Origin of the sequence: Nostoc sp., from assembly GCF_036917635.1 — a bacterium.
Taxonomy (GTDB): domain Bacteria; phylum Cyanobacteriota; class Cyanobacteriia; order Cyanobacteriales; family Nostocaceae; genus Nostoc.
The window spans coordinates 21,159-36,143 of record NZ_JBALCW010000065.1 but is presented as its reverse complement, the minus strand read 5'-3'; the positions used below and the strand labels follow the sequence as shown (position 1 = coordinate 36,143).

At 42.3% G+C, this 14,985-nt stretch carries 10 protein-coding genes; 3 read left to right on the top strand and 7 right to left on the bottom strand.

Annotated elements, in window-relative coordinates:
• Positions 1-295: 295 nt before the first annotated feature.
• The 3 genes from V7K32_RS16455 to V7K32_RS16445 form a co-directional block, all read right to left on the bottom strand.
• Complete coding sequence (locus tag V7K32_RS16455) at positions 296-1,309, bottom strand: glycosyltransferase family 2 protein (RefSeq protein ID WP_334994904.1); 1,014 nt, start codon at positions 1,307-1,309, stop codon at positions 296-298.
• Between the two features lie 216 nt (positions 1,310-1,525).
• Positions 1,526-1,972 carry a hypothetical protein gene (locus tag V7K32_RS16450; RefSeq protein WP_334994903.1) on the bottom strand — a complete coding sequence of 149 codons (447 nt, stop codon included), beginning with the start codon at positions 1,970-1,972 and terminating at the stop codon, positions 1,526-1,528.
• Positions 1,973-2,089: 117 nt separating this feature from the next.
• Positions 2,090-3,331 carry an anhydro-N-acetylmuramic acid kinase gene (locus V7K32_RS16445; protein WP_334994902.1) on the bottom strand — a complete coding sequence of 414 codons (1,242 nt, stop codon included), beginning with the start codon at positions 3,329-3,331 and terminating at the stop codon, positions 2,090-2,092.
• Between the two features lie 388 nt (positions 3,332-3,719).
• Here V7K32_RS16445 and V7K32_RS16440 point away from each other — a divergent pair, with 388 nt between their 5' ends.
• The 3 genes from V7K32_RS16440 to V7K32_RS16430 all read left to right on the top strand — a co-directional run bounded on the left by V7K32_RS16440 (position 3,720) and on the right by V7K32_RS16430 (position 7,877).
• Positions 3,720-4,526, top strand: coding sequence for an Npun_F0296 family exosortase-dependent surface protein (locus tag V7K32_RS16440; protein ID WP_334994901.1), 807 nt, complete (start codon positions 3,720-3,722; stop codon positions 4,524-4,526).
• A 308-nt stretch (positions 4,527-4,834) separates the two neighbouring features.
• The gene (locus V7K32_RS16435) at positions 4,835-6,250 is read left to right on the top strand and encodes a folate/biopterin family MFS transporter (RefSeq protein ID WP_334994900.1); all 1,416 of its coding nucleotides are present in this window, start codon (positions 4,835-4,837) and stop codon (positions 6,248-6,250) included.
• Between the two features lie 130 nt (positions 6,251-6,380).
• On the top strand, positions 6,381-7,877 hold the full coding sequence (locus V7K32_RS16430) for a carotenoid oxygenase family protein (RefSeq protein ID WP_334994899.1): 1,497 nt from the start codon (positions 6,381-6,383) through the stop codon (positions 7,875-7,877).
• A gap of 4 nt (positions 7,878-7,881) precedes the next feature.
• Here V7K32_RS16430 and V7K32_RS16425 read toward each other — a convergent pair whose 3' ends face one another.
• The 4 genes from V7K32_RS16425 to kdpA form a co-directional block, all read right to left on the bottom strand.
• The gene (locus tag V7K32_RS16425) at positions 7,882-9,036 is read right to left on the bottom strand and encodes a universal stress protein (protein WP_334994898.1); all 1,155 of its coding nucleotides are present in this window, start codon (positions 9,034-9,036) and stop codon (positions 7,882-7,884) included.
• Between the two features lie 218 nt (positions 9,037-9,254).
• On the bottom strand, positions 9,255-9,857 hold the full coding sequence (gene kdpC, locus V7K32_RS16420) for a K(+)-transporting ATPase subunit C (RefSeq protein WP_334994897.1): 603 nt from the start codon (positions 9,855-9,857) through the stop codon (positions 9,255-9,257).
• Between the two features lie 725 nt (positions 9,858-10,582).
• Complete coding sequence (gene kdpB, locus V7K32_RS16415; protein ID WP_334994907.1) at positions 10,583-12,688, bottom strand: potassium-transporting ATPase subunit KdpB; 2,106 nt, start codon at positions 12,686-12,688, stop codon at positions 10,583-10,585.
• Between the two features lie 389 nt (positions 12,689-13,077).
• Entirely contained in the window at positions 13,078-14,763 is a 1,686-nt protein-coding gene (gene kdpA / locus V7K32_RS16410; RefSeq protein WP_334994896.1) for a potassium-transporting ATPase subunit KdpA, read from the bottom strand.
• Between the last annotated feature and the right edge of the window lie 222 nt (positions 14,764-14,985).

Sequence of the window (14,985 nt, the reverse complement as noted above, 5' to 3'; positions counted from 1 at the left end):
AGCTAATGCGACTGCCAAGGTTAATCTTTGTTTTATTCGGTTGATGGTTAAGAGGCTTGCTGCACCTTCTTAGATGTCAAATGGGTTCTATAAAGTAAATACTAAGTAGGGTGCATTAGACCTAAGCCGTAACGCACCATGTTCATAGCGGTGTCGTTAGGCGCTTATATCATGTTTTTTGTGACAAACAAATTAGATCAAAATATACACCTAACATCCCCTACGGTAATTTTATTTTATAAATAATCTCTGGCTACGTAAGGATGGATTATTTATTAAGAAAGCTGTGATAGTACTAATTGGTAGTTTTTCTTTTTTTTTGGATGTTATAAGAAATGTCAAAAACTGATTTATTACCTATCATATAGTATTGAATTCGGCGTCCGAGAATATTGTTCAATCGGGAAATAAAATCATAAAAAAAGTAAGGATTTTTTCGCATTTCTGTCAATGCTGTTAACCATTGTCCTTGCTTCAGAGGCTCTATAACTTGATAGTAAGCTAGATATTTTTTATAGACTGAATTATTATAAGAAAGAGCATGCATTAAAGCTGGATTTGTTTTCACAACTTCTTGTTGCATGAAAGAAGTAGTAGCACTCAAATATTGATTTAGACGTGGCAATTGGCTTTTATGTACAAGAGATCCGGGGCGTGAACGGTAAAAATAATAGGGTTTTGGCTCAAGGAAGAAGCGAGCGCCTTTGATTAAGCATTTCATATCAATCCAAAAATCTTGACCCATCCTGATAGCATCATCGTACTCGATGCCGTGCTTAACCAGAAATTCTCGTTTAAATAGAGGCTTGCTTAGACCAAGATGCAACCCTGGTTGTCCATAAACATCAGTTTCTACAAAATAAACGATATCAATTTGGAGAATTTTGTCTATACGTTCTTCACTTTCTTGAATCAATGTACTCCAAGGAGATGTTTCGCCATCGTTGATTAAATAAAGATCGTCAGCAATCATGTCTGCATTTATTTCGTCTGCCAGTGACACAAGCTTAGACAATCTTTCGGGAGCATACCAATCATCTGAATCAAGCACAGCAATCCATTCTCCTTGAGCTGCTCTCAGGGCCCGATTACGCGCAGCAGCAGCCCCAAGGTTTTGTTGATTAACTATTACTTTCAGACGTGGATCGGTAAAACTTTTAGCGACTTCTACAGTTTTATCAGTTGAAGCATCATCGACTATGATAAGTTCAATATCTGTGAGCGTTTGCTCTAAGACTGATTCTATTGCCTTGGCAATATAAGCTTCAGTATTGTAAGCAGGAATAATAACAGAGACTTTAGGATTCATGAAACTGGACTCCAGACTACACGATACGATAAAAATACTAAAAGTCTAACGATAATTTGATAATTTCTTATTTAGTATACAACTCAGTAGGTCAGTGAGAATAAAGAATGACTCCTTGAGGTCAGGCATGAGACATTGGGCGTTGAGGAAGCAGTGCATTGGAATTGTTTGAGCGGCAGGCTTCCAGGCTAGACATATAGCACTCAGCGCTACCCTTTAGCTTGACTGACGCTCTAGGCTAACTTCCATTGTGTTAGTTAAAAAATGACCAGCCAAAATGCCACTACTGAGGTAATATCTATCTTCTGAAATTCGGTGCAGGGTTTCAAAGCCACTACGACGCTGACGATCGCTTATCACCCAATAACGCTGCACAATAGTATCTAAACCAATCCAGCCTTCACCTTCAATCTGCCCCAAAATATTATGCTGGAGTAAAAAAGTATACTGACGCTCTCCCTCATGCAGCCGCCCTTTGTATTGCAGAAAGATTTCTGAGCGATCGCTACCAGGAAATATCAGTTTTGTAGCCATAGTGAACCAGTTATCTCGATTCCAAGCTACCAAGGTCATACCCTTGACACTGATTGGCATACCATTACGTTCCAACCAATTTCCTTGCATTGTCCAGCGTCCTGGTTCCAATAAAAATGTATGAGCCACCTTCTATATTCCCTGTCTTGATCGAGTGCCGCCAAGATTACAGTTATAGCAGTGCTAAGTTGCGTTAGCGATAGCGGGGCGTTGGGCCAGTGCAAAATCAAGAAATTTTTTATCTTGTTAATGTTCTTGTCTCAGCACTGAGTAGTGACTTTGGTGAATTTCTCCCAAAAGCACTTCTTGAGGTGCCCCAGTCGCAGTAGGTAAGTTGCCAGGAATACCCAAAAGCCGCCAGTAGGCTAAAACTGCAAAGGCGATCGCTTCTTTAAAATCTGCACTCAAACCAACTTCATCTGTAGTCAAAACTGGTATTGATGGCAACAACAACTCTAATCGATGTTTCAAATAGAGGTTGCGACTACCACCGCCACATAATAGTACCCTTTGTGGCATTTGGGGCAAAAAAGTGCGGTAACTATGAACAATTGAAGCAGCTGTAAGTTCCGTCAGAGTTGCCAGTAAGTCGGCAGGACTGAGTTGGTATGCTTGGGCATCTTCTAAACACTGATGCAGGTAAGTTAAACCAAATAACTCTCGACCGGTGGATTTGGGCGGCGGTAGATGAAAATAGTCTTGGTTGAGCCATTCTTCTACTAATGGATCGCAAGGAGTACCACTCGCTGCCCAATTACCATTTTCATCGTAAGTTTTAGCACCATCGCTTAAATGCTCCACCGCCAGATCCAACAGACTATTTCCTGCGCCAGTATCCCAAGCGCGAATTTTTAAGAGCCAGTCGCCATGCCGAGGCGGAATATAGGCAACATTACCAATACCACCAATGTTTTGAATACAACGCCCCTCTTGAGGATGACTGAGTAAATAGGCATCTACTCTAGGCACGAGAGGCGCACCATGACCACCAATAGCGATATCAGCAACGCGAAAGTTGCTTACAGTTGTAATACCTGTAATATGAGCAATTAATGCACCGCGCCCTAGTTGGAGACTGTAACCTAGTGGGGAGTGGGGAGTAGGGAGTGGGGAGTAGGGAGTGGTTTTGTTTCCCATTTCCTTAGGAGCAGGTGGTCGATGATAAACTGTTTGACCGTGGGAGCCAATAATAGTGGCTGGCTGATGACCAATTTGAATATTTTGGGCGGCTTGGGCAAAGACTTGGGCGATCGCATCATCTATTTTTGCCAATTCTGTCATTGAGATGGCAACGCCTGCACCAACTGCCAATATTCTTTCTCTGAGTTCGGCTGGATAAGGATATGTTGCCCCAGCTACCAACTCAACTTTGATATCCAATTCTGTGCCAGAAATCTCTACCAACGTAGCGTCTATGCCATCTACAGATGTGCCACTAATTAAACCGATAACGCGAGTAGGGACAGCAGCTTCTTCAGTCGGATGCATTGATCAAGACTCTTTTGTTGCAAGAGATAGTTTAATTCATGTTACTACCCATGTCAAAAAAAACTCAGGTGGCATAGCATAATGCTTCATGCCTTCTTGACCTAGAACCCTAAAAATATGAACTGCCTGCGAATCACAAAATGGCACTTTTTATAAATAAAGCTTGTTTACAATTTAGCACTGATAACTTCGCGCTTTCTACATAAAGCGATAAACATCACAGAAACTTGTATCAGTAGCCTAACTTACTATTAGGTTAAATATATAACAATTTTGTTTAAGTATAGGCAAATACAAAAAGTAGTAATCCCTCTGATGTTGGAATCTAGAAGCACATTGCACAATGGGCATGAACACGAAAGATTTTAAAAAGAGAAAAAGTTATAAAATGAAAAGTCTTTTAATTAAGTCCGCGATCGCTTCTGGTGTTGTTTTGTCCTTAGCTACTTTTACCCGCCCTGTAATGGCTGCGTCTTTTGCGGTATCAATAGAAAACCCAACCGTACAAACTGCAAATTACTCAAATCTTGTTAATGCTCGTGTACAAAATTTTGATGCTTCAACACTAACAACAGGTTACAGTGCAAACGGCTTTACATGGGCTGATGAAGGAACAAACATTGGTAACTATCAGAGTACTCTGATCGTGGATGCAAACGTATATGGTGGTGCTGGTGGAACAGGCAAATATTTTGATGTAGACACGAAGAATGGGAGTCAGCAATCGGTTTCTACCTTAAATTTGACAACCGCACAAAGTTACTTTGGACTTTGGTGGTCTGCGGGAGATCCTAATAACGTACTTACATTCCTTTCACAAGGTAAAGTTGTACAAACTATGACTACTAATGATGTGGTTAATTATATCGCAAACCTACCCAATAAAGCCAGCTACTACAGTAATCCTAATTCGCCATTCAAAGGTCAAAATTCTGGAGAACCCTATGCGTTCATCAACTTCTACGATGTTGGCGGAACTTTTGATCAGGTTCAATTCACCAATATTGGCGGAACTGGTTTTGAATCAGATAATCACACAGTCGCCACTGGCTACAAGAGTATCACCGGTAATGTAGTTGTTAAAGCAGTTCCTGAGTCTTCTTCTTTATTAGGAGTTTTTGTGATTGGTTTTGTGGGTGCTACTTCAGTTCTGACTAGTCGAGTCAAGAAAAAGTCAGCTTTGCAATTGTCATAAGTAGATTTCTGACTCGGCTACAAAACCAGGCTCCACGTTCGCGTAGGCTGCTGTAGGCAGGATTTAAAAACTTCCGATAACAATTCAATGTTAAATACAAGTTAGGGCGAGCTTACTTCCGGTAGGTTCGCCCTAATCCTTTGATTTAGAATTGTTATACAAATACCTTGCTAGGGGTACAATACTTGTTAGTGTCAATTTGAGCAATGACGAATGGAATTTGCGGAATTTACGGACACACAAAGAAAGCCCACTTCTTAAGAATCGATATGATAGAAAAGTAAATAAAACTTAAAAATATTTATCGAATGGTGCTTCAATCATCTGGCTTGTCCAAGGTCAAAGACTCATTAACACAAAAAATCTTCTTGGGTAATGAACCTAATGCAGAGTTAATTGCAATTCTCACCGTTTATTTTGTCCAAGGAATTTTAGGATTATCGCGTCTAGCCGTTAGCTTTTTCCTCAAAGATGAACTGCTGCTGAGTCCCGTCGAGGTGTCGGCGCTGTTGGGAATTGTCTTCCTACCTTGGATGATTAAGCCAGTGTTTGGTTTCATCTCTGATGGCTTGCCTATATTTGGCTATCGTCGGCGTCCTTATTTGATTTTATCTGGGATACTGGGAACTGCTTCTTGGGCGTGTCTGGCCACAATAGTTCATACTAGCTGGGCAGCTACATTAGCGATCGCTCTTGGTTCTCTTAGTGTCGCCATGAGTGATGTCATAGTTGACTCGCTGGTTGTGGAAAGGGCTAGAGGCGAATCGCAAGCAAAAGCAGGTTCCCTACAATCTCTGTGTTGGGGTGCTTCTGCGATCGGAGGTTTGATAACAGCATACTTTAGTGGTCTGCTGCTGCAATACTTTACTAGCCGTACTGTCTTTGGAATAACCGCCTTATTCCCTCTCATCGTCTCAAGCGTAGCTTGGTTAATTGCTGAGTCCCCCGTTAGCAAAGATGCTGAAGATAGTAATCACACCAACCCTTTACCAATAAAACATCAACTGGGGCAGCTACGCCAAGCCATTAGCCAAAAAACAATTTGGCTACCAACGGCGTTTATCTTCATCTGGCAAGCTACCCCAAATGCTGACTCAGCCTTTTTCTACTTCTCTACCAACGAACTCCACTTTGAACCAGAATTTTTGGGGCGAGTCCACTTGGTGACAAGTTTCGCTTCTTTAGCAGGTGTTTGGATTTTTCAACGTTTCCTCAAAAGCATCCCTTTTCGCGTGATTTTTGCTTGGAGTACTGTCCTTTCCTCAATTTTGGGGATGACGATGCTATTGTTAGTGACTCACACAAACAGGCTCTTAGGTATAGATGACCACTGGTTTAGTTTGGGTGATAGCCTGATTCTCACTGTGATGGGGAAAATTGTCTTTATGCAAGTGATGGTTCTAGCAGCAAGGCTTTGTCCCTCTGGTGTGGAAGCGACATTATTTGCTTTGTTAATGTCGGTGTTTAATTCAGCAGGAACGCTTTCCCATGCATTTGGGGCATTAATCACCTATTGGCTGGGCATCACCGCAACGAACTTTGAATCACTTTGGCTATTGGTGCTAATTACTAATCTCAGCACGCTCTTACCCCTCCCCTTTATCAACTGGCTACCTGCTGCTGAAGAACAAACTGAGACATCCATTGATGGGGAACAAGGGTTTTTGCCAGATTTGATGTCTGAGTTGGTACTGACAGAACCAGAGTCGAAAATAGTCGAATAGTGGAATAAATTTCATGCCAATTCGAGCCAATGCTCTGCCTTTGGGTGGTAGCAACTGGCGTAGAAAAGTTGCGAAAAAATTATTAGCGGCTACATATTTTCGTCCAAAATAACAAGAAAAAACAAAGTATATGCATTTGAAAAGTCAAGAAACCCCAGTTGCAGAAAAATCCTACACCCGTGCAGACTGGCAAGGAGGATATCAATCTCTAACCCAAGAGTTTGATTATTGGATTGATGATATAGAAGGGCAAATTCCCAGAGAGTTACAAGGTACGCTGTTTAGAAATGGGCCCGGTTTGCTGGATGTGAATGGGCAACCTCTTCATCACCCGTTTGATGGGGATGGGATGATTAGCAAAATTACATTTACGAATGGTCGCGCCCATTTTCGCAACCGCTTTGTCCGCACAACTGGCTATTTGGCAGAGCAAAAGGCGGGAAAAATTCTCTATCGCAGTACTTTTGGTACTCAAAAACCTGGCGGTTGGCTAGCTAATATCTTCGACTTTAACCTCAAAAATATCGCCAATACAAATGTTATCTATTGGGGTGGGAAACTGCTAGCCCTCTGGGAAGCGGCTGAAGCATATCGCCTCGATCCTTATACTCTTGAAACGCTGGGAAATGAATATTTTGATGGTGCTTTGTCAGCAGGTGAAGCTTTCGCTGCACATCCCCGCGTGGAAAATAATTGTTACCAAGATGGGGGCGCACCTTGCCTGGTAAATTTCTCAATTAAGCCGGGATTATCTACTACAATTACTATTTTCGAGCTAAACCCAGCAGGTGAAATTATTAGACAGCAGGCTCATAGTGTTCCAGGTTTCTGTTTCATTCACGATTTTGTCATTACTCCCAATTACTGCATCTTCTTTCAAAATCCTGTCACCTTTAATCCCATACCTTTCGCCTTGGGAATACGTGCGGCGGGAGAATGTATCAAATTTCAGCCAAATCAGCCAACTCAAATTATAATTATTCCTCGCTTCCCCAAAAAAGGGCAAGAAGAGATAAAATTTCTGGAAACTCAGTCTGGTTTTGTCTTCCACCACGTCAATGCTTTTGAGGTAGGAGACGAACTTTTGATTGACTCCATTTGTTACCAAAATTTGCCAGAAGTAGAACCCCAAAGCAATTTTCGACAAGTTGATTTTGAAGCGCTTTCACCTGGGGAACTTTGGCGATTTTATCTAAATCTAAAGGATGGAAAAGTCGGGCGGGAATTGATTGATAATCGCTGTTGTGAATTTCCCAGTATACATCCGGCCAATGTGGGACGCCCTTATCGATATTTATATATAGGTGCGGCTCATGCAGAAACTGGTAATGCTCCCTTACAAGCATTGTTGAAAATTGATTTAGAGTCTGGAGAAAGGCAATTTTGGAGTGCTGCACCGCGTGGTTTTGTCGGTGAACCGATTTTTGTCCCGCGCCCAGGTTCCGAAAAGGAAGATGATGGTTGGGTATTAGCTTTGGTTTATGATGCTGCCCATCACCGCTCAGATTTGGTAATTTTAGATGCCAGTGATTTCTCTAAAGGAGTAATCGCTTGCCTACATCTCAAACATCATATCCCCTACGGTTTACATGGGAGCTTTACTTCTGAGGTTTTTGGGGAAATTTGATTTCCTATTTGGGTAAAACCATTTTTTCACTGGCAATGATATGCAAATCAATATTTTTGAGCAAGCGGACTAATTTTTGCGTCAAAGATCCTTTGAGGAGCATTTGCCAGCGCGATCGCTGACTCTCTCCGATTACAATTTGGGTAATCCGATATTTCTCGGCGATTTCAGCAATCGCATTAGCTACGTTAATGTTGGTAACATGAATAAAAGTACCTTCAAATTCTTTACAGAGTTTCTCACAAGTATAGATGTGTAAGCTTTCCTCTTTGGTGAGAAAGCGTTCTGGATTGGCGACAAATAAGCCATAAAGCGGCGCATTCATGTAGTTAGCCAGCCTCGCACCCCGGCGTAACAACTGCACTGAGTTGGGATAAGTGGATATACATACCAAAACCCGCTCGTGAATATTACAGGATTGCCCATTGGGGATAGTAGCGATCGCATTTCCTTCTACGTTGTCTGCTACTTCGCGCAAAGCCAATTCCCGCAAGGCAATCAGGTTACGGCGTTGGAAAAAATTATCGAGGGATTGTTGGATTTTTTCCGGTGCGTAAATCTTCCCTTCTAATAACCGTTCTTGCAGGGTTTCCGGTGTTACATCCACTACCACTATTTCATCTGCGTCATCCAGAATCTTGTCAGGAACACGCTCACGGACTACTACACCTGTAATTCTGGCTACTAAATCATTGAGACTTTCCAAATGTTGGACATTCATTGTGGAGTAGACATCAATACCTGCTGCTAAAACTATTTCTACATCTTCGTAGCGTTTTTCGCGTGGGGAACCAGGGACATTGGTATGGGCAAGTTCATCGATTAAGACTAATTGGGGCGAGCGCTTTAAAATAGCATCTGTATCCATATCCGTTAGTGTCAACTCACCGCTAGGATATTGCTTACGGGGTAAAATCTCCAGTGCCTCTGCCTTCTCAGATGTATCCTTGCGTCCGTGGGTTTCTAAAAGCCCAACGATGACATCAATTCCTTCGTGTTTTAGCGCGTGTCCCTCTTCCAGCATCCGGTATGTTTTGCCTACTCCTGGAGCCATGCCAATAAATATTTTATGTTTGCCCCGCCGTCGTCCCGGATAAAGCGAGTAACTTCCAGAATTTAAAAGACTGCCAGCCGAACCTGCGTTACTTTTATCTGACATTAGACCTCTTGCATGAATATTTTAAAACAATAATCTTACGGTTCACGTAGAGGCGTAGAGAGTAAAGAAAAAGTTATCTATTTATTCCTAACTCCTAACTGCTAACTGCTAACTGCTAACTGCTAACTCCTAACTCCTAACTCCCCACTCCCCACTCCCCACTCCCCACTCCCCACTCCCCACTCCTAACTCTTAACTCCCCACTCCCCACTCCCCACTTACTGATTTTGCTGACGATTAAAATCTTGCAAGTCAAGAGCATAATTCAATCGAAGAACATTGACTCCCGGCTCGCCAAAAATCCATAAAAATCTGCCATCAGTATACCTATTAATTAAACGTAGGATCTCCTCTTCTTTTACTTTCCGCGTACTAGCAACCCGCGTCAATTGCTGCCGTGCTGCTTTGAAGGAAATATGCGGATCTAAACCAGAGCCTGAGGTATAAATCATATCAGCGATAGGTTGAAGATTTTCGTCTCGCAATTCATTTGCCTGTTCTAGAATCCGGTTTAGTAGTTCTGGATTGCTAGCAGCGAGATTGCTGGCTCCAGAGATGCCAGTTGGCTTGGCTTTTTTGCCTTGGCTATATCTAACAGTACTGGGACGAGGATGGAAATATTGCTCAGATGTGAACAACTGACCAATCAAAGCCGAACCAATTGGTTGATTATTTAGATTCAACATAATGCTGCCATTGGCTTGATAGGGCAAAAAAACTTGACCCACTACAAGGATTATCAAAGGATAGATGATTGCAGTCAACAACCAAAGCATTAGAGTTATGAAAATTGCTCTGATAGTTTCTCGAATAATAGCCATAAAATTTTTCCAATTGCTGCTAATATTTTATCGAAACAGAATTCAGGAGTCAGTCGTCAGAATAATGCCTCCGGCACTATTACGAACAGCATGAATTATGACCGAAAAAGCGGATGAATAAGTGGTTTTAAGACTCCCACAAAACAAGAAAATTTGGTGGTGCAACAATTCAGTGGTGGCTCTAAATGCCCCATTGATGGTTACTGAGCGACTTGCCTTGAGCCTGTCCTGCGCGTAGCCGAAGCCAAAGGGCAAAGTTAAAAGGAGCCGAAGTATTAAGTAGGTAGGCAAGATAAAACCAAACTATGTAACAAAAAGTAAAATCTCTGTATTTGGCTTGTAGTTGCGCCCTCTTGCGCTAAAGCGCAACTACGAACCAGTGATGATTATTTGCGCCCACTTACTTAATTCTGACTCCTGAATGGTGACATCTGAATTCTTCTTCAATTTTTACTGTCTTTAACAAAGTTTGGGGGTTTAGGGACTTCCAAGAAATAAATTATTCCAATAAACAAACGAACCTTATTAGACACAGAGAACGCAGAGAGAAGAAATAGAGAGAGTTTTTGCGTCAGTTTTGGAACATTTTTTTATTTGTCAGTCCCTTAAGTCCCTAGCAATACAGGCAGCACGAATTGAACGCCTAATTAAAATCCCCGTCACTTTCACGTAATTGCGAACGCACAAAGCTTGCCTCCGGCAAGTGGGCGAAAAAGCGAATTGGTTTAAGCCAAGCCGATAATTGTAATCAGTAAATCTATCAATTTAATGGCGATAAATGGCGCAATCACCCCACCTAAGCCATAAATTAACATATTGCGTTGCAGTAGCTGATTAGCTGTCAGCGGCCTAAACCGTACACCCTTCAATGCCAACGGAATAAAAACGGGAATAATCAAAGCATTATAAATCAGTGCTGATAGAACAGCAGAATTAGGGCTAGTCAAATTCATAATATTCAAGCTTTGCAAATTAGCAGCGACAAATATCACTGGGATAATCGCAAAGTATTTAGCAATATCATTAGCGATAGAAAATGTGGTCAATGCCCCGCGAGTAATCAACAATTGTTTGCCAATGCTAATGATATCGATTAATTTTGTGGGATCGGAGTCCAAATCTACCATGTTGGCGGCTTCTTTTGCAGCTTGCGTCCCTGTATTCATGGCAACGCTGATGTTAGCTTGGGCTAATGCGGGAGCATCGTTAGTTCCATCTCCTGTCATGGCAACTAGTTTACCTGCTGCTTGTTCCTTCTTAATTACGTTGATTTTGTCTTCTGGTGTGGCTTCGGCGATGAAGTCATCAACTCCAGCTTCTTTGGCAATGACAGAAGTTGTAATCCGGTTATCTCCAGTTAGGATGATGGTATGCACTCCTATCCGTCGCAGTGCAAGAAAGCGATCGCGGATACCAGGTTTAACTATATCTTTAAGATAAATAACCCCATAGATTTCGTTATCTAGGCTGACTGCTAGGGGTGTACCTCCCAGCCGAGAAACTCGTTCGTAGGTAGCATCCAATTCTGGTGTATCGCGTCCGTTGCGGGAATGGGCAAATCCTTTGATGGCTTCTACTGCTCCCTTCCTGGCCTCATACCCACCAGGCAAGTTTGTACCACTCATGCGTGTTTTAGCAGAAAAATCAACTGCTTCTGCCTGGTTGAAGTCGAAATCAAACCTTGCGCCTAACTTTTCTGCCAGTCGCACAATAGATTTACCTTCTGGTGTATTATCAAAGACACTAGCCGCCCAGGCAACATTAGCAATTTCTGACATTGAATGACCGTTGATCGGAATAAATTCTTCCGCCAAACGGTTACCGAGGGTTATTGTACCTGTTTTGTCAAGAACTAAAGTGTTGACATCTCCACAAGTTTCGACTGCTCGTCCTGAAGTGGCAATGACGTTAAATTGGGCAACTCGATCCATCCCAGCAATGCCGATGGTACTTAGTAAGCCGCCAATGGTTGTAGGAATTAATGCTACTAATAGGGCAATTAAAATTGGTACGCTAACTGGACTGTTGACATAGTAAGCAAGTGCGGGCAGAGTTACCGCGACTAACAAAAAGACTAAGCTGAGAACTGCCAGCAATACTGTCAGGGCAATTTCATTCGGTGTTTTGCTGCGTTCTGCCCCTTCTACCAAGGCAATCATCCGGTCAATAAAGCCTTTACCTGGGTCATTAGTGATGAGGATAATTAGCTCATCTGAGATAATCCGCGTCCCACCAGTGACGGAACTGGCAACGTCGGAACCTGATTCTTTTAATACTGGTGCGGATTCTCCAGTAATTGCCGATTCATCCACTGAGGCGACACCCATGATTACCTCGCCATCGGCGGGAATAATATCGCCAGCAATAACGTAGATAGTATCGCCCTGTTTAAGGCTGGTGGATGAAACTTCACCAATTGTGCCATCGGCAGCAAGTTTTTTCGCGATCGTTTCTGATCTCGTCGATCGCAAGACATCGGCTTGGGCTTTACCCCGCCCCTGTGCAATTGCTTCGGCAAAATTGGCAAACCAAACTGTAAAGAATAAAATCCCCGATAACAAGCCGTTGAAAACTTGCGGGTTCTTTTGGAGGGCTGGCCCAAATAGGTTGGGATCAATTGTTAGCAATAAAATGATGATTGTTGCCACCCAAACCACAAACATCACTGGATTTTTGATTGCATACTTAGGGTTGAGCTTGACAAAAGCATCTTTAATTGCCCTTAAGTACAGCCACTTATTAATTGTCCTGGCCTTTTTACGTGCTTGGCGGCGATCGCCAGAACGAGGATTTGGCCGTCTAGCTTTAAAGTTAGTTGCCACTTGATTTATGAATAAAGTTAGAAGTTAGGAGTTAGAAGTTAGGAGTTAAACCAAATCTTAGTTGAGAACCGTAGTTTTCACCCTCTCCCTAAATCCCTCTCCCTCTCTCTGGGAGAGGGAGTTTGAAATTCTGGCTCCCCGAATCCCAGAGAGAGGGATTCGGGGTTGGGGGATGAGGGCAAATCCTTTTCATCATGGAAGAACTATAGGTTTCAAGATAGACGTGGTTTAGTAACTAGCTCCTATCTGTAGAGTGCGTTACTAACACACTCTACAGATGAAGGTGCGTTACGCGATCGCTAACACACCCTACGAAACCGACAAAACCGGATAATTTATTTTGAGTATTCTCTTAATATTCCAAACTTATAACTCATAACTCATAACTCAGAACTTTTCTAACTGCCAGATGCTAGTTTCATCCCCTCAGCTATGGGGCCTAAAGCCAGAACGGGAAAGAAAGTCAACACTCCCAAAAGCAATGTCACTCCAGCAGTGATACCAGTAAATACTAAAGAATCCGTTCTTAGAGTACCAGGGGTTTCAAGAACTGGTTGTTTGCCAGACATGCCGTCAGCTAACAAGAGGATGGCAATTATCGGAATGTATCGTCCTCCGATTAAGCTAACTATTGTACTCAAGTTCCACCACAAGGTGTTATCCTTCAACCCTTCTAAGCCAGAGCCATTATTTGCTGCTGCTGAGGCGTATTCATAAACTACTTGAGAAATACCATGATAGCCAGCGTTGCTAATTCCAGATAGGGAAATGGGATAAGCCAAGGCGATCGCACTGGGAATCAAAATTAGAATTGGGTGAATCAACAGCACGACGCTGGCAAGGACGATTTCTCGCTTTTCAATTTTGCGTCCTAAAAACTCTGGGGTGCGCCCTGCTAGTAGTCCGGTTAGGAACACTGTGAGAATTAAGTAAATAAATAGGTAAGCTGTTCCAGTTCCCTGGCCACCCCAGATAACCTGAATAAACAAGTTGAAGAGAGTCGAAAATATTCCTTGCGGCATTAAAGAATCGTGCATCCCATTCACAGCACCAGACATAGTAGCGGTAGTCATCACTGCCCAAAATGCCGTTTGTGTCGAGCCAAATCGAACTTCTTTACCCTCTAAATTAGGTTGTTCAAATCCAAAGGCGTTATTAACAAGGGGATTACCTTGCAGTTCTCCCACGGCTGTTACTCCCACCATAACTACAAAAATCACAAACACCATCCAGAAAAGTAGCCAAGCTTGCTTGATGTTGTTGGCAAATATACCGTAAGTGTAAATCAAGGCTGCTGGTATAGAAATCATGGCGATCATTTCTATCAAGTTAGAAGCACCATTGGGATTTTCAAAAGGATGGGCTGAGTTGACGTCAAAAAAGCCTCCGCCGTTGTCGCCCAAAAGTTTGATCATTTCAAAGGATGCCACCGGGCCTCTGGCAATATATTGGGTTCCACCTTCTAAGGTTCTCAGATTCACAGTCTCTTTTAATGTTTGTGGTACACCTGTTACAAGTAAGGCGATCGCTCCAATAATCGAAATCGGCAGCAATATTCGCGTAATTCCACGCACAAGATCGACGTAAAAGTTACCCATTTTTTTCCCCGTCAAGCCGCGAATAAAGGCAATTCCCACGGCTAACCCAGTGGCTGCGGAGGTGAACATTAAAAAGCCTAAAGCCGCTACCTGGCTAAAATAACTTAAGGTTGTCTCACCAGCATAGTGTTGCTGGTCGGTATTGGTCACAAAGGAAATGGTTGTGTGCAGTAATACATCCCATTTTGTAGCACCGAAGCCGTTAGGATTCCAGGGCAAGAGTCTCTGAAAATATATCAGTAAATAGACTGAAATACCCATAAGCAGGTTGCTGCAAATTAGAGCCTGGATATACTGCCAACCCGTCATATCATCTTTTCTGCGGACACCCGCTAATACGAACATACTTCGTTCTATCGGGTTCATTAAAAAATCAAGTAGTGTTCTTTCTCCCAAAAAGACACGCGCTATGTATCTACCGAGTAACGGAGTGATTGCTATGACAATACACAGCGTTAAGCCAATTTGCAAAAAACCTTGTCCCATATATTTCGCGCTCAATTAAATTTAAGTGCTAGCCAATTCTTAGAAATAACAGATTAACTGTTGGGGTATTTGATTTATAGGGATTTGCTGATATCTCATGTCACCGTCATTTTTAAATCTATATTTAGTATTTTCAGTTATTATTATCCAGATACTTATTAAACTTATTGTTAAAGATATTTTATTTTTTTATTCTTAATTCATCTATAGTAATCCGATTTG

Coding starts and splice junctions, on each gene's coding strand:
- V7K32_RS16430 (WP_334994899.1), top strand. CDS start 6,381: ATGCATTTGAAAAGTCAAGAAACCCCAGTTGCAGAAAAATCCTACACC.
- V7K32_RS16435 (WP_334994900.1), top strand. CDS start 4,835: ATGGTGCTTCAATCATCTGGCTTGTCCAAGGTCAAAGACTCATTAACA.
- kdpA (WP_334994896.1), bottom strand. CDS start 14,763: ATGGGACAAGGTTTTTTGCAAATTGGCTTAACGCTGTGTATTGTCATA.
- V7K32_RS16440 (WP_334994901.1), top strand. CDS start 3,720: ATGAAAAGTCTTTTAATTAAGTCCGCGATCGCTTCTGGTGTTGTTTTG.
- V7K32_RS16455 (WP_334994904.1), bottom strand. CDS start 1,309: ATGAATCCTAAAGTCTCTGTTATTATTCCTGCTTACAATACTGAAGCT.
- V7K32_RS16425 (WP_334994898.1), bottom strand. CDS start 9,036: ATGTCAGATAAAAGTAACGCAGGTTCGGCTGGCAGTCTTTTAAATTCT.
- V7K32_RS16445 (WP_334994902.1), bottom strand. CDS start 3,331: ATGCATCCGACTGAAGAAGCTGCTGTCCCTACTCGCGTTATCGGTTTA.
- kdpC (WP_334994897.1), bottom strand. CDS start 9,857: ATGGCTATTATTCGAGAAACTATCAGAGCAATTTTCATAACTCTAATG.